The sequence below is a fragment of the Pseudoalteromonas sp. L23 genome (assembly GCF_021728455.1).
Classification (GTDB): Bacteria; Pseudomonadota; Gammaproteobacteria; order Enterobacterales; family Alteromonadaceae; genus Pseudoalteromonas.
Genome location: NZ_JAKKCW010000003.1, coordinates 400,384 through 417,176, shown reverse-complemented (window position 1 = coordinate 417,176; position 16,793 = coordinate 400,384). Strand labels below are relative to the sequence as shown.

At 43.6% G+C, this 16,793-nt stretch carries 11 protein-coding genes; 4 read left to right on the top strand and 7 right to left on the bottom strand.

Translation table 11 applies throughout. From position 1 onward, the window contains the following. Nucleotides 1–5 precede the first annotated feature (5 nt). The gene (locus L3V43_RS08315) at nt 6–521 is read left to right on the top strand and encodes a cysteine hydrolase family protein (protein WP_237116235.1); all 516 of its coding nucleotides are present in this window, start codon (nt 6–8) and stop codon (nt 519–521) included. 95 nt (nt 522–616) lie between these two features. Here the strand turns inward: L3V43_RS08315 and L3V43_RS08310 are convergent, their stop codons facing one another. After that, a complete protein-coding gene (locus L3V43_RS08310) occupies nt 617–2,794 on the bottom strand; it encodes a malate synthase G (RefSeq protein ID WP_237116236.1) in 2,178 nt (725 codons plus the stop codon). A 247-nt stretch (nt 2,795–3,041) separates the two neighbouring features. Between L3V43_RS08310 and L3V43_RS08305 the strand changes: the two genes are divergently transcribed. Continuing rightward, a complete protein-coding gene (locus tag L3V43_RS08305; RefSeq protein WP_237116237.1) occupies nt 3,042–4,646 on the top strand; it encodes an isocitrate lyase in 1,605 nt (534 codons plus the stop codon). Between the two features lie 487 nt (nt 4,647–5,133). After that, nucleotides 5,134–7,182, top strand: coding sequence for an ATP-binding protein (locus L3V43_RS08300; protein WP_237116238.1), 2,049 nt, complete (start codon nt 5,134–5,136; stop codon nt 7,180–7,182). Nucleotides 7,183–7,231: 49 nt separating this feature from the next. Here the strand turns inward: L3V43_RS08300 and L3V43_RS08295 are convergent, their stop codons facing one another. After that, entirely contained in the window at nt 7,232–9,775 is a 2,544-nt protein-coding gene (locus tag L3V43_RS08295) for a TonB-dependent receptor (protein WP_237116239.1), read from the bottom strand. 356 nt (nt 9,776–10,131) lie between these two features. Here L3V43_RS08295 and L3V43_RS08290 point away from each other — a divergent pair, with 356 nt between their 5' ends. Continuing rightward, on the top strand, nt 10,132–10,617 hold the full coding sequence (locus L3V43_RS08290; protein ID WP_102058142.1) for a hypothetical protein: 486 nt from the start codon (nt 10,132–10,134) through the stop codon (nt 10,615–10,617). Between the two features lie 75 nt (nt 10,618–10,692). Here L3V43_RS08290 and rmuC read toward each other — a convergent pair whose 3' ends face one another. The 5 genes from rmuC to L3V43_RS08270 form a co-directional block, all read right to left on the bottom strand. Further along, nucleotides 10,693–12,174 carry a DNA recombination protein RmuC gene (gene rmuC / locus L3V43_RS08285; RefSeq protein ID WP_237116240.1) on the bottom strand — a complete coding sequence of 494 codons (1,482 nt, stop codon included), beginning with the start codon at nt 12,172–12,174 and terminating at the stop codon, nt 10,693–10,695. A gap of 62 nt (nt 12,175–12,236) precedes the next feature. Continuing rightward, a complete protein-coding gene (locus tag L3V43_RS08280; RefSeq protein WP_010605535.1) occupies nt 12,237–12,923 on the bottom strand; it encodes a response regulator in 687 nt (228 codons plus the stop codon). A 5-nt stretch (nt 12,924–12,928) separates the two neighbouring features. Continuing rightward, the gene (locus tag L3V43_RS08275) at nt 12,929–13,132 is read right to left on the bottom strand and encodes a hypothetical protein (RefSeq protein WP_010376203.1); all 204 of its coding nucleotides are present in this window, start codon (nt 13,130–13,132) and stop codon (nt 12,929–12,931) included. 18 nt (nt 13,133–13,150) lie between these two features. After that, on the bottom strand, nt 13,151–13,372 hold the full coding sequence (locus L3V43_RS23800) for a hypothetical protein (protein WP_323054423.1): 222 nt from the start codon (nt 13,370–13,372) through the stop codon (nt 13,151–13,153). Between the two features lie 264 nt (nt 13,373–13,636). Next, nucleotides 13,637–16,729 (bottom strand): DEAD/DEAH box helicase, encoded by a 3,093-nt coding sequence (locus L3V43_RS08270; protein WP_237116241.1) that lies wholly within the window; start codon nt 16,727–16,729, stop codon nt 13,637–13,639. Nucleotides 16,730–16,793 lie beyond the last annotated feature (64 nt).

Below are 16,793 nucleotides of genomic sequence, written 5' to 3'. Positions count from 1 at the left end.
AAAAAATGAACAACAGCGCACTATTGGTGATCGACATTCAAAATGACTACTTTCCTGGAGGGCTTTTCCCGTTATGGAATACCGAAAATACACTAGCAAACATCAATACTGCTATCAAAAAAGCAGCAGAGCAAAACATGGAAGTCGTTTATGTCCAGCACATAGCTAATCCAGAGCAAGGAAAAGCACCATTTTTCAATACCAACACTAGCGGTGTCGAGCTTCATAATGGCCTACGCCAAGCGCAAGAAAACGGCCACCATATCGTAAAGTCCTATGCCGACAGCTTTGAGCAAACCTCCTTAAACGATTTGCTCCAATCTAAAGGTATCGACACTTTATATATCTGCGGCATGATGACACAAAACTGTGTAACCCATACCGCGCTATCGAAATCGGCGGAGCAGTACAATGTCAACATTCTCAGTGATTGCTGCACTACCCTAGATGAAATGATCCACAAAATTGCACTCAACGGTGTTTCAACACGAGTACCTTTGATTGCCGTGTCGCAAATATAGCCCATGCTCGTCGTGATAAATCACGACACAAGCAGAAAAACCAAAAAGGCTGGATTGACCAGCCTTGATTTGAGTGACATCGAAATGAAAAGAGACTAATTAGCCTGCTGCTTATAGGCTTGTCGATAGGCGTGAAGTAGCGGCTCGGTGTAACCATTGGGTTGTACTCGGCCTTCAAATACCAAAGATAACGCCGCTTTATAAGCAAGGTTTTCACTAAGCGGTTTATGGTCGTTGAGCATTGGTTGGTAAAGGCTGTCACCTTCGTTTTGACCATCTACTACAGCCGCCATGCGCCTAAAAGTTTTTTCCACTTGCTCTTCGCTACAAATGCCATGATATAACCAGTTAGCGATATGCTGGCTTGAGATCCTAAGCGTTGCTCTGTCTTCCATTAATCCAACGTGATTGATATCAGGCACTTTTGAGCAACCTACGCCTTGTTCTATCCAGCGCACCACGTAGCCCAAAATGCCCTGCGCATTATTGTCTAATTCGGCTTGAATATCCTCCGCAGACAAATCGTTTTCTAACATCAACGGGGGCGTAAGTAAGTTATCGAGCGATGCTTGCTGACGTGTTTTTATCTCAAGTTGGCGTGCAAACACATCCACATAGTGATAGTGCATCGCATGAAGCGTTGCTGCAGTAGGAGAGGGCACCCATGCAGTATTAGCACCAGACTCAGGATGGCCTTGCTTTTGCTCCATCATCAGCGCCATTTTATCTGGCATTGGCCACATTCCTTTGCCTATTTGTGCCTTTTTCCTAAAACCGGTTTTAAGGCCAATATCCACGTTTTGATCTTCATAGGCCGCTATCCAAGACTGTCCTTTAATTGCCACTTTGGGCAATACAGGGCCCGCCAGCATTGAGGTATGAATTTCATCGCCTGTTCTATCCAAAAAGCCAGTATTGATAAATACTACACGCTGCTTAGCAGCAGCAATACACGCTTTTAAGTTTACCGAAGTACGGCGCTCTTCATCCATAATCCCCATTTTAATGGTATTTTTGGGTAGCGAGAGCAGCGCTTCAACTCGGCTAAATAGGGTATCAGTGAAAGCGACTTCTTCAGGCCCGTGCATCTTTGGTTTCACGATATTGATACTTGCTGCCGTCGAGTTTTTGAACGGACTATTGCCTTGTAAATCATGCAGCGCAGCCGTGCTTGTCATGATGGCATCTAAGATCCCTTCAAACTGCTCGTTACCTTCTGCATCCAGTACCGCTGGCGTTGTCATTAGGTGGCCAACATTGCGCACAAACATCATAGAGCGACCTTTTAGTGTCATACGCTGGCCTTGTGTATCTACGTAACTTCGGTCGGCATTTAGCGTCCGAGTCAGCGATTGACCTGACTTTTCGAAGGTCTCACTCAAGCTCCCTTTCATCAAGCCTAACCAATTTTGGTATACCAATACTTTGTCTTGTGCATCCACCGCCGCAACTGAGTCTTCACAATCCATGATTGTCGTAAGTGCAGCCTCAAGGACGACATCTTTGATCCCAGCTTTGTCTGCCTGTCCGATCGGATGGTGTGGATCAATTTGGATCTCAATATGCAGATCATGGTGGCGCAACAATACCGCGCTTGGATTTTGTGCCTCCCCCTGATAACCCACTAGCTGATCAGACTTTTGCAGTGCAACTTGGGTGCTGTCGTTGAGTGTAATCACCAAATTGCCGTCTAGAATCGCGTAGTTCGTACTTTCTATGTGAGAGCCTTCTGCCAACGGCAGCGCTTTATCGAGAAATTGCCTAGCATAAGCCATGACTTTAAATCCGCGATTCGGATTATAGGCTTGAGTACGCTCAGCACCATCCTCTTCACCAAGAACATCCGTTCCATAAAGCGCGTCATACAAGGAGCCCCAACGCGCATTCGCCGCATTGAGCGCAAATCTTGCGTTACTGACAGGCACCACTAACTGAGGACCGGCTGCGCTCGCAATTTCAGGCTCTACATGCTCGGTTTCGATGGCAAAATCTTCAGGCTCAGGCTGCAAATAACCGATAGATTCAAGAAATGTCCGATATTCTGCCGATTGCCAATCAGGATGAGAGAGATGGTAATCGTCAATTTGCTGTTGCAGGGTATCGCGTTTGTTGAGTAACGCTTGGTTTTGCTTCCCAAGTTCCGAAAAAATATCCGCTACGCCTTGCCAAAATTGATTGACCGCGATCCCCGTACCGGGAAGTAGAGATTGCTCAACAAAGTGCGCCAGTGGAGTCGCAATTTGGAAGCCTGAATGAGTGACATACTTGCTCATGGAGAGTCCTTGATTAACATTTTTTGAACGGGATAGGTCAAACATAAAACAATTTTTGGAAAAACGAACCCCTTTTCCCATTCACAAAAAATATACTCGTAATAACAACTATAAATTTAAAAAATCTGTTTTATCGGCCTAGTGTTTAATTAAGCCCGCAGCCAACCACTCTCACACCGGTTGGTTTCGTGTAACAAACAACCAGAATTTAATTTGATTTATAGTACCCGTTCAAAGGAAGCTAATTATGTCTCAGTATCAAACTCAGTTAGATCATTTCTCTAGTCTATGCCAAAGCCAAGGAAAAACTTGGCAGTCTATCAGTCCTGAGTATGCCAGCCGTATGCACCTACAAAACCGTTTTAAAACCGGTTTGGACATTGCAAAATACACGGCAAAAGTGATGCGTGAAGACATGGCAGCGTACGACGCAGATAGCAGCCAATACACGCAATCGCTTGGTTGTTGGCACGGTTTTACCGCGCAACAGATGATGATGGCAGTAAAGCGTCACAATAAAACCACAAAACGCTCTTACGTATACCTAAGTGGCTGGATGGTTGCAGCGCTGCGCTCAGAATTTGGCCCACTACCTGACCAAAGTATGCATGAAAAAACAGCGGTTCCTGCTTTGATTGAAGAGATCTACACCTTCCTCAAGCAAGCCGACGCACGAGAGCTAGATCATCTCTACAAAGATCTTGATGCAGCGAGAGCAAAAGGCCAAGATACAACAGAGATCCTTAGCAAAATCGATAACTTCGAAACCCATGTCGTGCCTATCATTGCTGATATTGATGCCGGTTTTGGTAACGAAGAAGCAACCTACCTATTAGCTAAACAAATGATTGAAGCGGGTGCTTGTGCAATTCAAATCGAAAACCAAGTATCGGACGCAAAACAGTGTGGCCACCAAGCAGGTAAAGTAACGGTTCCTCATGAAGACTTTTTAGCCAAGATTAACGCTGTACGATATGCTTTCCTTGAGCTTGGTGTTGAAGATGGCGTTATCGTCGCCCGCACTGACTCATTGGGTGCAAGTTTGACGCAAAAAGTGCCAGTATCAAAAGCGCCAGGCGACCTTGCGAGCCAATACACTAGCTATTTAGACACCACGCCAGTTACCTCGGCCGCTGACTTACAAGAAGGTGAGATGGCAATTAAATTGAGTGGCGAACTGCAAAAGCCAGTTCGCTTAGACAACGGTTTATACCAGTTCAGAGCAGGCACAGAAAAAGATCGTGTAGTACTAGACTGTGTAACCAGTCTTCAATCAGGCGCAGATCTATTGTGGATTGAAACCGAAAAGCCAAATATCGAGCAAATTGCCGAGCTAGTTAACCGAGTTCGCGAACAAGTGCCTAACGCTAAGCTTGTGTACAACAACTCGCCATCGTTCAACTGGACATTAAAATTCCGTGAACAGGTATACCAACAATGGCAAGAGCAAGGTAAAGACTTATCGGCATACCCAAATCCAAGCGCGGATGCAAAAGTATTGATGGCGCCAGAGTTAGACGCAACCGAGTTGGCAACCGAAGCCGATTTACTGGTGCAAAACTTCCAGCGTGACTCGGCAAGAGAAGCGGGAATTTTCCATCACCTTATTACACTGCCAACTTACCATACAGCAGCGCTCAGCACTGATATTCTGGCTGAAGGCTATTTTGGTGACGCGGGTATGCTTGCCTATGTGCGCGATGTGCAACGACAAGAAATCCGTCGCGAACAAGCATCAGTTAAACACCAAGACTTGGCAGGCTCTAATATCGGTGACACGCACAAAGAGTATTTCTCTGGTGAGAACGCACTCAAAGCAGGCGGTGAAGCCAACACCATGAACCAGTTCTAACACTGGATTTAGATAACGACTTATATAGTTCCTTAATCAGCAAGGGCCGTCAGGCCCTTTTATCTATTGTGGATCAGATTTTTACTAGCCACTGGTAACTGAGATCACGTATTTACCAACGCCAGTTATTCAGATCATATTTTTACTAACCTAGACCTATTTGAGATCAGAATTTTATTAACTCAATACCTAACGATCCCGATCTTTACAGTAAAGATCTAAGATCCAGACAAAAAAGAGCGCATTTGTGACTTTTTTCACTTTCACAAACCAAAATTTTACTAACTAAACCAGCGACAGGTCACATTTTTACTAACTTACTTAGTAAAATTTTGTTCTGAGTTTATTTTGACTAAAAATCAAAATATGACTAACCTCAGATTTATAAGCACTTCATTCTGCTGTAAACCCCCTTTACACTTTCCATATTTACCCCACTTTTCCATGTAAAACTATAAAACTGATTACAGTACATTGAAGTTGATACATGACCCCCATTAAGAACTTAATAAAAGCAGTAGCACTGCTTACAGCGATGCATTGCCTGGCAGGGAATACAGTTATCAAGGAAATAGAAGATTTAGAAAAGGCAGGGAAATACACCGAAGCCTTAGTTAAAATTGAAACGGCCAGCGTCAGTGAAGAAGAAGAAACGCGATATCAAGCGATTTATTTGCAGGCCATGATTTATCGAAAGCAAGACTTATATGAGAAATCAATATCTACTCTTAGCTATATCGAAAAGCAGTTTTTCCTTACCGAAGCGCGCAAGTATGATTTATACAGAGAGATAGGCATTAACTATCGTAACTTAAGCCAGCTTGAGCAGGCCGAGTCTTTTTACTTAAAAGCGCTCGCTTCAGCCGAGGCAATGGATAAATCAAATTTAGTGGCGCAAACCTATAATAATCTAGGTGTTGTTGCCGACCATAGAAATCTGCTTGCGCAATCTATGCAATATCACTTAAAAGCCTATGAATTACTAAAAGGAACTGATCAGTACGAAAAGCAAGGGGCTAACTTTTATAATCTCGGTGATATTTCTGTGCGTATGGGGGATGAGGAAAATGCAGAGTATTTCTTTCAACAAGCTCTCGTTGCAGATAAAGCTTCAAAAGAATTACGCAACGTCGCAGGCACGGCCCTTCGCTTGGGAGAGCTGAAGTTTAAGAACGGTAAAACGGACGAAGCATTAGCGCAAACAAAAGAGGCCATTGAATTTCTAAAAGAACTCAATGCTAGGGTTTCACTCGCTAGGGCATATCGAAACTCCGCATTGATCCATATAGCCAAGGCAGACTTAGACAATGCCCTGTCGGATGCACTTGCAGGCATTGAATATGCCACTCAAACCAGTTCAACACTGCAACAATTTTACGCCTACCTGACGGAGTTAGAAGTTAGGCTAAAACGTAAAGAATTAGCCAAAGCAAAAACACTACTCACCAAGCTGGACGCCCTAACCGAAATAGAAACGGCAGAGGTGCTGCTCGAAAAATATCATCGCCTTAAAGCGATAACGCTTGCTGCACATCATGAATACGCCCAAGCTTTTCAATTTATGAAGTCGACTTCAAAGCTACAGACTCAACTTCATGAAACATTACTAGAAAAACAAGTAAGTACCTATAAAGCCAGTATTGACGCGCTTATTCAATCTCAACAACTGGAGCAAGCACGCTCTGCACAAGCCATAACCGAGGTTAACTTACAAAACGCCAAGCTATCCACACAAATGTGGGTGATCACTGCAATCTCAACCTTTTTAGCTGGATTATTTCTAGTCGGATTTTTTGTCGTCAAGCATAGAAATGCGGCGCTAAAAGCAAAAATGTATCAATTGAATATTGAGCATAAAGATAAAATGCTGGCCGATATTTCCCACGAGTTACGCACGCCACTCAGTGTCTTAAAACTCCATATAGAAGCGATGGAACACAATCTTATTGATGACAGCACACTTGCGTATGCCAAGATCAACAACAAGATAAATCAGCTAAATGAATTGATCTCGAACGTATATCAATTGTCTCAAGCAGATCATGACGCGCTAGTGATCCATCCCCAGCAGCATGGCGCGAAAACGGTTATCCAAAGCTATGTGTACGATATTGAAAGATTAGTAACAAGTAATCAGCTGCAATTTATCGCCGACATTCACGTCGATGATATGAGTATTTACATTGATAAACCAAAGCTAGATAGGGTTATCGATAATCTTGCTAAGAATGCATGTTTATACACAGATAAACCCGGCAAGGTAAGGTTTAAAGCTGTGGTCAATAAACAAGAACTATTCCTACAAGTAGATGATAGCTCACCAGGCGTATCTGAGGCCGAGCAGAACAAACTGTTTGAACGCTTGTACCGTGTCGAGGCATCGAGAAGTCGTGCAACAGGAGGCTCAGGTCTTGGCTTATCTATTTGTAAGAGCTTAATTGAAGCGATGAATGGAAAAATCACAGTGAAGTCAGGGAAGTATGGCGGTTTGTGTATTCAGATAAACTTACCTCACGCGGTAGATGTACCAGCATAAAGTACAAAAGGCTAAGCAGATGCTTGGCCTTTTGTCTTTCTGAGCTTGCTTAGAAACGGTAGCTGATATTGCCATACACAAAACGACCATCGGTGTTATAGGCCGAGAACGCAGAGTAAGGGAAGATCTGGTTAAACGTTGTATAACCAATATTACTAACAGTATCTTGAGGATATTGATCAAATAAATTGTTAGCGCCTACAGCAAACTTCCAGTTGTCACCTAGGTTATAAGCCACTTCTAAATCAGTGATCCATTTAGCGTCTAATACTTCATCGCCTTCTACTGCGCTAGAAGAGTCCACCGTTTCACCATAGCGTGTGGCACGTAATGTCGTCTGCCAATCGCCAAATTGCCAAATTGCAGCTAAGTTCCACTTATCTTTTGGTGTTCCATCTTCAAATCGTGCAATTTCACGACGAGCAAAGTACTCATAGCTGTCACCAAGGGCTTCAAGCTCAGCAGGGTTTGCTTTTACATGCGTCACTTCAGTGTCATTGATGTTTACCGCGGCACTTAAACGCAGATTACCGTAGTCGGCAAGATCAAAACTGTACGTTGCTACGATATCCACACCTTGAGTGCGCGAGTCGATAGCATTAGTGAAGTACCTTACACTTTGCGTATTAAGCTCACCCGCTTGCTGCAAAATATTAATGACCTCAGGACCGCCCAAGTTCTCAGAAAGGACGATGCGATCGTCGATGTCAATTCGATAGGCATCCACAGTAAATGAGAACGCGTCTAGTGTGTAGACAAAGCCCGCCGTCATATTGACCGACTCTTCAGGTTCAAGCTCTCGAGCACCCAGCGCTTTTGCAGCTGGCGTATCAACAGGGAAGTGGCCAACTTCACTCGGTACGCCATTTTCAAATACCGTAGCAATTGATTTATAGGACGTTTGAGCCAATGAAGGCGCTCTAAAACCTGTGCTTACTGCACCACGTAGTGAAAAGTTATCCGACACCACATAGCGCGATGCCAGTTTACTGGTGAAAGTGCTGCCAAAATCACTGTAATCTTCAAAACGACCCGCCAAGACGATATTCCAGTCCTGCGTTAAGTAGGTATCAAACTCTGCGAATAAAGCGATGTTATGACGAGATTCATCGACAGCACTTGCTGGTGAGAAACCAGCGAGCACCTGCGCACCACCAGCTGCAACGGGATTGCCTTCTGCATCAAGCACGGTGAGGTAAGACGCTTCTTCACCGACTTCAATTTCATAGGTTTCGCGGCGATATTCTGCACCAATCGTGAAAAATACGTCATCCGGTAAGCCCAAATCCAATGCCGTTTTAGCATCAGCATTCACAAGCCACTGCGAATAAACTAAAGCGCCGTTATTAAACTCAGTCGGACTTGTTACCCCCATCGAAGTATTCAAACTATTTACGACACCCAAAGCGAAGTCATTCACACCATAGTTTGTACTGATATCGTAATCCCACTCACCTTGAGTGCCTTTTACACCAACCGCAAAAGAGTAATCATCTACATCGCTGACGATTTGAGGCAAGAAACCATCTGGGTATACCGCAGTTAAGTTGCGGCTGTCATTTGCGCGACGATAGAAACCACCGGAGTTACCTTCACGTGTTGAGTAGCTACCAAATGAATAAAGTTCGGTTTCCGCATCTAGGTTGTAACCCGCATTATAAAATAGTGCAAAGTCTTCCACTTCAGCTTTACCAAAACGGTGGTTGTAGCGATCAAATGAAAACTCTCTTGAGTCAAGTTGACCATTTTCATCACGAGCATATTGCTCTCTTGGATCGAAGCCTGAACGATTAGTTGGTTTTTTATCTCTATATTCGGCAGACAGATTAATAAAACCATCATTACCTAAAGCAAAACCAACGTTGGCACCAATTGTTGTAGTACCGCCATCATTACGCTTGCGGTCATCTCCAAGCACAAAGTCTAAATCGCCCGCAGCGTTTGCACGGGTTTGTAATAAGTCAGGGACACCTGCCATCTGCGTATCGTGCTCACCATAGGTCACACTAATACTGCCGCCTTCTTCGGCATCTTTAAGCACAATATTAATAACGCCAGCAATGGCATCTGAGCCGTATTGAGCAGCAGCGCCATCACGCAGTACTTCTATACGCTTAATCGCGGCAGCTGGGATAGTATTTAAATCAACCGCCGTTGAACCACGACCAACGGTACCATTTAAATTCAATAATGCGCCAGCATGACGACGCTTACCATTAACCAGCACTAAGGTGTGATCCGGTGCTAAACCTCTAAGCACTGCCGGACGGGCGTGATCCGTACCATCCGCCAGCGTTGAATTTGGGAAGTTAAAACTTGGCACGAGCGTAGTTAGTACTTGGCTCAGCTCCAGCTGACCGGTACTTTGCATATCTTCTAAAGAAATCACATCTACCGGCACCGTGCTCTCGGCAATACTACGAAGACTTCTTCGCGTACCAGTGATTTCGATGACTTCAACACTTTCTTTGGCTTCAGTGTTGTTACTTTCTGCTTGCGCATGAATTGAAATAGTTGAAAGAAGCGCAGCACCGACAGCCAACGAGATTGGCTTGCGAACAGCGTTTTCCAGCTTGTTATTAATAAATTGCATAGTTTGTCCCGTGAATATGTTGAACGCAGAGTCTGTAAAAGACCGATTATTACTTAATTTAGTCGATATGAAGATAAATCAAGACTGAATAGGTACCCAAGTAAATAACACAAATTCGGTACGACACCCATTAGACTTAAGACTAAAATGTTGGTACTTACTAATTCAATACCACCCTAAGATTAAGCAACTCTCATCAGAAAAGATGCGAATTTTAGAATTATTCTTTCATCGACAATAAAGAATTTTTAGATCTAACTTATACCTCATAAGGGCACTGGTCTGATGTTTACTCACTCCATCTTTACTCCACATTGAAGCGCTTAAATACCAATATGCAGAAACGGAGAGTACCAATGACACAACGGACGCTAAAACATGCTGAATGGTTGAAAATTGTTGAATCTAGAGCGAACCAGCAGCAACTTCAAATAAAGCCAAAAAATAAACTATCACCAGCTGTGATTTGGACTTTTGTACTAGCCACTATTATTTCACTGATAAGTGCATGGGCATTTGTTACCGAAACGCCTGAGGCACCCACTCAGCAGCTTAGTAAAGAATCCCAAATGCGTATCAACCGCTACTTTACCAAACAGTATATGGTTGGAAGCTGGCAGTTCTCACATTTAAAAACCAGTAAAGATGACATCAATGTGTTTATCCGTATCCCGACTAAATTAGCATTAACGGGACAGGCACTGAAGGGTTATATCGAGCAGTCACTATGCCCACCGGCCAATAGCAATGTTTGGCGTGATGTCAGCCAGTTTGCGCTTTATATGCACTTGTATTCGGATACGCCACGCCACAGTGACTATGCCAAGTGCAAGACACCTTAATCATTTCAGGTTAAATTCTTTTATCTTTCGTTCAAAGGCCCAATGGGCCTTTTTTGTTTTTTTGGATTTCAAGCGTTATTTCGAGCTATCGTGGTTGCCAAGCTGACTTACCGGCTCGAGCTCAAGTTTAGCTTTTTCTTCGAGTTCTTCGGGTAGCTCCTTGACTACGGCAACGCCTAGTTCTTTAAATTCAGAAGCTTGCTTAATTAAGTTGCCTTTACCCATATATAACTGAGAAAATGCTCGCTCGTAGCTCTCTTTTGCTTTATCAAGCTGCTTACCCACCCCTTCCATACTATGTAAGAAGCTATTGAGCTTGTTATAAAACTTCTCAGCTCGAAGCGCCAGCTCTCTGGTATGCTTGCTTTGCTCTTCAAAACGCCATAACTGTTTAACGATATTAAGACTGGTTAAAAGCGTTGTTGGCGTTGCCACCAATACATTGTTTTGTAAAGCGTCCTGATAAAGCGTTGGCTTATGCTTAACCGCCTCAACAAATGCAGATTCCACAGGGATAAACATGATGACCACCTCTGGGGAGTTAAGACCTGGTAAGCGCTCATAAGATTTACTACCCAACTCTTTGATCCGTGCAGTGATGGCTTCGGTGTGTGCCACAATGGCTTGACTCGCTTCACTATCGGTTGTGGCATTAATATACCTTGTATAGGCATTCAATGAGGTTTTAGCGTCAATTACCAGGTGACGAGATTGCGGTAAGTAAACCACGACGTCAGGGCGAAACTTGCCTTCGTCGGTATTAAAGTTGACTTCTCGCTGATAGTCGTAACCCGGACGTAGCCCAGCGCTATCTAGCACATTTTCGAGCATGAGTTCGCCCCAGTTGCCTTGTGCTTTCTTTTGCCCTTGTAACGCCGTGGTCAAACGATCTGCTTGCTCGGTCATGGCTTTATTGTTGGCTTGTAAGTGCAGCAATTCGGTTTTTAATGACGCCCGTTGCTTCAGCTCTTCACTATGAATGGCTTCCATTTTATCTCTAAAGCCCTTTAATTCACCTTGTACTGGCTGCAGCAACTGCTGGATTTTTTCTTTGCTTTGATGACTAAAGCGCTCGCTTTTCTCATCAAATATTTGATTCGCGAGATTGTGAAACTCTTCTTTCAGCTGGCCCTTCGCTTGCTCAAGCTGCGCGAGCTGCTGCTCAAAGCTCAGTTGCTTTTGCTCCAGCAAGGTTTGCAGATTGGCCATTTCAACTTCTAGCTCATGAGCATGCACTTGAATTTCTTCCTTGGCATCGAGCTCTCGCTGCCACAGCTGCTGATATTCAGCGGCTTGCCGTTGACGCTCAGCTAATCTCGCTTGCAGTTGCTGCTGTTGGCCATGACTTTGTAGTTGCTGCGCTCTTAATTGCTCAGCGAGTTGCTCAGCTTGGCTTAGTTGCGACCTAAGTGCTTGCTCGGAGGCGAGTTGATTATTGAGTTGATTCTTGAAAGTGCTGCGCATAACCCAAACGACGGGGAGTAGGGTAGCCGCACCGCCTGCAAATAGCGCAAGACTATACCATGCAGGCGTATTGGAGAGCATTGACCAAAGCATATTGAGATCTCATCGGTTCTTCTGCTTTGATAATACCTTAGATATAAATTTCAATCACTTAGTCATTCAGTGATCTGTTGACCATTGTAGCGATATCCGGCGCCATATACCGACTCTACAATTTTCGGAGATAAATCTAATCCTTTGATTTTCTTTCTGATATTTTTAATGTGGCTGTCGATTACGCGATCCGAAATATCAAAGTTATCAGGCTGAATATAATCAAGAATTTGCTGTCTTGAAAAGACACGGTTTGGTGCGTCATATAAAAGCGCAAAGACGTCAAACTCAACTTTGGTTAAGCCTAATGTACTGCCATTCAGTTTAACCGTTAATTCTTCCCGATTTACTTCGATAGGCTTTTGATACGCATTGGTGTTCACACAACGACGTAAGATCGCTTTCATGCGCATCACTAACTCAGCGGCGCTAAAAGGTTTACATACATAATCATCTGCGCCGACTTCTAAGCCCTGTAAACGATCCGCTTCTGCCACTTTGGCAGTCAGCATCACAATTGGTACTTCAGAAAATGCTCGAATTTGACGCATACACTCTACGCCATCTTGGTTCGGCAACATTATATCCATCAAGATTGCATCTGGTTGATTTAACTTTACCCAAGGTACAACTTCGGCACCGTCTGCAATATGAAACATTTCAAAACCGGATGCTCTAAAAAACAACAGCACCTGCTCTGCAATATCTTGGTCGTCTTCGACAAGCAAAATTCTTGATGAGGTAGACATAGGATTTATTTACTCTTTGCTTTTAACTTCTTCAATTGTTGTCTAACTTGGCGCTTTAACTTATCTGAAAGCGTGTCATCGAACAGTAACATGGTAAGTATACTAGACAAGTCTTCTGAACTCGCAACTTCATTAAGTAGATCATAGTCAGATTCTGATTGCGTCTCAATAAAGTTTAAGTGTGAAATTGTCGCGTCGTAGCAAAGCATAACGTTATCCTAATTGGTCTATGGCGTTTCTCCGTTGTAGTTATTAAAGCGCGAGATTATGGAATAAAAATGGAGTGAGAGATGTTTTAGGTCCTGTTGACCTTTGCTGTTTGATTTTTGTTCTTCTGAGTGTGTTTTGATCGCGACGCTCGACTTGCCGCCTAGTAACCTAGGCAAAAGTTGAGCAACAATGAACAAAGCGCACTCAGGTGAACCCAAAGGGCAGCGCTTGATTGGCATTTCTACTATGTTATCGCCAGACTTACATAGAATGACTATGCTACGCAGGCTCTGCCTTGTATAAATACCAGTCAAACTGCTGCAAAAACAAACTTGAAAGATAAACAGGCCCTAGAGCCAGAAAAAAGAAAAGCCAACTTAATTAAGCTGGCTTATTACAATCAGTAACAAAGGGGGAAAATCAACATATGCCTACTGTTTCAACAATGTCACAACAAGCACTATCATAGACCTTCACCTTTGTTGATTAGTTCCAAATTATTTTTAATTTTTTATCAGCGCTAGCATTTGCGACTCATCAAACTGACCAAGATTGACTCCAGAGTCTGCAAATAGGGCGTCAACAAGGGCTTGCTTATCGCGCTGCATCTTAAACACTTTCTCTTCGATAGAATTCGCCATAATCAACTTGTACACGAACACCGGCTTATCTTGTCCGATACGATAGGCGCGATCTGTTGCTTGATTTTCTACCGCAGGATTCCACCAAGGGTCGAAATGGATAACCGTATCTGCTTGAGTCAAATTCAAACCAGTTCCCCCTGCTTTTAGGCTTATCAAAAAGACATTGCACTTGCCTTGAGTAAACGCCTCAATGGCTTTATCCCGTTGTCTGGTCTGCCCTGTCAGCATAGTGTATTTCAACTGTTGCTGTTGACACTGCTCAGCAATGAGATCTAACACGCTGGTAAACTGGCTGAAGATAATTATCTTACGGCCCTCACTGAGTAGCACAGGCAGGTGTTGTGCAAGCCACTCAAATTTAGCGCCATGTTGGTCGGTCAGTGATTTATCAACCAATTGTGGGTGACAGCAGATCTGACGTAACTTTAACAAGGCATCGAGAAATGCCAGCTTGCTTCTTTCAACGCCTTGCTCCTGAAATAGATTGAGCAATTTGCTTTCTACTTGGTGCTGAACACCTTGATATAGCTTATGTTGTTCATCAGAGAACTCTAATTCTTTGATGAGTTCTGTCTTATTGGGTAGCTCTTTCACTACCTCAGCTTTGGTACGACGAAGAATAAAAGGTGCGATCAGCGATCTGAGCTCTCGAGCTCTAGGGCGATCTTGTTCTTTTTCAATTGGGATCTGGAAGTGTTGCTTAAACTGCTGCTTAGTGCCCAACACATCAGGCATGACAAAATCGAGCAGCGATTTAAGTTCGAGTAAATTATTCTCTACTGGTGTGCCACTTAAACAAAGTTTGAAACGCGCGGATAGACTCTTTACGCATTTAGAGATTTGTGCGCTTTCGTTTTTAATATATTGCGCCTCATCCAACACGATGGAATCAAAATCTAGTCCTTTATAATACGCCACATCGCGCTTAAGTAGCGGATACGTCGTTAGAATAAATCGTGCACCTGACAAGTTAGTGAGTGCTTCATCTCTATTGGAACCATGAATAATAGTGAGAGGTAAATGCGGTGCGAAACGTTTAAATTCGTCACGCCAGTTCCCCACTAAACTCGTCGGACAGACAATTAAACTTGGTTGTGTCACTAGCGTATTGTGCTGAGAAATAAAGTAAGCAATAACCTGAAGCGTTTTTCCAAGGCCCATATCATCGGCCAGAATGCCACCTAACTGGTGACGATTAAGGAACTTAAGCCAGTTAACACCTTGCGCTTGATAATCTCGTAGGGTGAAGCTCTGTCCCTCGCTGGCAGGGATCATGTCAAGATTTTCTATCGGTTTATCTAGCTCAGCGAGATACTCAAGTAGCTTTTGATCGTCTGAGTCAGCATGAATATGCGTCAGTTCAAACAGCTTTTTGGCATACGACAACGGAAATTTAAATTGTGAGCTCGAAAGGTAATAACTAAAACGAGATTTCAGCTCCAGCAATTCATCAAATATGGATTTGCTAATGGCATAGAACTGCTCGCCAATTTCGACGTAGCGATATTCATGGGCGAGGTTGTTAAGCTCATGAACCGGATGCTTATCCCAGTTGAGCGTAACGGGCTTGTCATCTAACATCACCTTTCCAAGCACATGATGTTGCTTATCTCTCTTAAGGCTTAACAGCACTTTTGGTGTAACAACGAGGCCATTGCTTGGCAGCTCGTCAACAATCCAACGTTTACCCTGCAAAAGCGGCCTGATCTCCCTGTTAAACCAATGGACTTCAACGCCATCCTCAGTTGGTAATAAAAATTCGTCGCCCTCATGGATAAAGCCGAGACCAGTGAGTACCTGCTCCAGCCTTGCTAATTGCTTTTTCGTCGCGCCTTTTCCAAGCGGCTCAATTGCAAAGCGAATTTTATTTGGCCTATCTAGTTTTATAAGCTTAGCAACATTAGATTGCTTACTCGCTAACTGCGAAAACCCAGCAGGAGGCGCAATGACATCATCCGTAAAGATATCTTGGAAACGCGCCATCACCTGCTCTAGCTTTTCAGCCGTGATGGTAGGCATAGTATGAAGATGGGCGATTTCCTGCGCGGTAAGCTCTGACTCAATTCTGCCAACGACCAAGTTTTCAGTATCTAGATACACCGGAGGTTCGGTTTTAATCAAGCGCCAGTGTTCAACATTCGCTAGACGGCTTTTAAGTTGGTATTCATTGCCTTCTTGATGCCAGTAAAAATCAAGCGTTTGCTTATGCCCTAGCTCCAAAGGTTGGCGCTGGTTACGATAAAAACAGCGATGGGTATGCACAAGTTGTGTGAGTGCATTAAAGCCCCAGACGCCAAATAACTCAAAATGACCCGGTGTATTTTGCGAGCGGATCCAGCTAAATAAGCGAAAATCGTTTTCTAATAGACCAGCTGGAGCGACCTGACTATTGAGCTGTTGCTCAGTTAACACTCGGCCTAAGGGGTAAACACCGTCGGGCCTATTTGGCGAGACCTTTGGACTTACAAGGATTTCGTTTGCTCGAGGCTCTAACACGAAGAGTAAGACGTTTTCTGCGTCTGCTTTATCAACTTGCTGCAACTGCCCTAGTTCGTTAAACCAGTCATTAACTAAATAAGCCTCACCAAAGCCGCCAGAATGTTCAATTTTAAGTTTGAGTAATACCGCAGCAATGTGCCGACATTTAGGATTATTTGAACACGAGCAGTTTGCTTCGACCGAAACGCTACTTTGCGTTTGGTTTATTTTGATGTGCTGGGTGAAGGTATTGCCGTAATTTCCCAATACCTGTGCATCAATTTGCGCGAAGTTTTCGCTGTGTTGAAGGTAACAGACTTGCTCGTCTTTCAAATACTCCTTAGCTTTCGCAAGTAAAGCTGAATTGAAGTATTGACGAAGAAAACGTTCAGACAAAGGAAATTGATTAGCCTGCTCCTGTTTGATTTCTTCAAATAAGGCGAAAAGTTGCTCTTTAGATAACTGCGAAGACATTAAGTGCACGTCAAAATTAAAATAAAAAGCCAGTATATGAAATTAGTGATTTGAGCTAAAGAGA

What these genes read in the sequence shown, in the direction of transcription:
- L3V43_RS08315 (WP_237116235.1), top strand. Translation starts at nt 6, where the DNA reads ATGAACAACAGCGCACTATTGGTGATCGACATTCAAAATGACTACTTT.
- L3V43_RS08310 (WP_237116236.1), bottom strand. Translation starts at nt 2,794, where the DNA reads ATGAGCAAGTATGTCACTCATTCAGGCTTCCAAATTGCGACTCCACTG.
- L3V43_RS08305 (WP_237116237.1), top strand. Translation starts at nt 3,042, where the DNA reads ATGTCTCAGTATCAAACTCAGTTAGATCATTTCTCTAGTCTATGCCAA.
- L3V43_RS08300 (WP_237116238.1), top strand. Translation starts at nt 5,134, where the DNA reads ATGACCCCCATTAAGAACTTAATAAAAGCAGTAGCACTGCTTACAGCG.
- L3V43_RS08295 (WP_237116239.1), bottom strand. Translation starts at nt 9,775, where the DNA reads ATGCAATTTATTAATAACAAGCTGGAAAACGCTGTTCGCAAGCCAATC.
- L3V43_RS08290 (WP_102058142.1), top strand. Translation starts at nt 10,132, where the DNA reads ATGACACAACGGACGCTAAAACATGCTGAATGGTTGAAAATTGTTGAA.
- rmuC (WP_237116240.1), bottom strand. Translation starts at nt 12,174, where the DNA reads ATGCTTTGGTCAATGCTCTCCAATACGCCTGCATGGTATAGTCTTGCG.
- L3V43_RS08280 (WP_010605535.1), bottom strand. Translation starts at nt 12,923, where the DNA reads ATGTCTACCTCATCAAGAATTTTGCTTGTCGAAGACGACCAAGATATT.
- L3V43_RS08275 (WP_010376203.1), bottom strand. Translation starts at nt 13,132, where the DNA reads ATGCTTTGCTACGACGCGACAATTTCACACTTAAACTTTATTGAGACG.
- L3V43_RS23800 (WP_323054423.1), bottom strand. Translation starts at nt 13,372, where the DNA reads ATGCCAATCAAGCGCTGCCCTTTGGGTTCACCTGAGTGCGCTTTGTTC.
- L3V43_RS08270 (WP_237116241.1), bottom strand. Translation starts at nt 16,729, where the DNA reads ATGTCTTCGCAGTTATCTAAAGAGCAACTTTTCGCCTTATTTGAAGAA.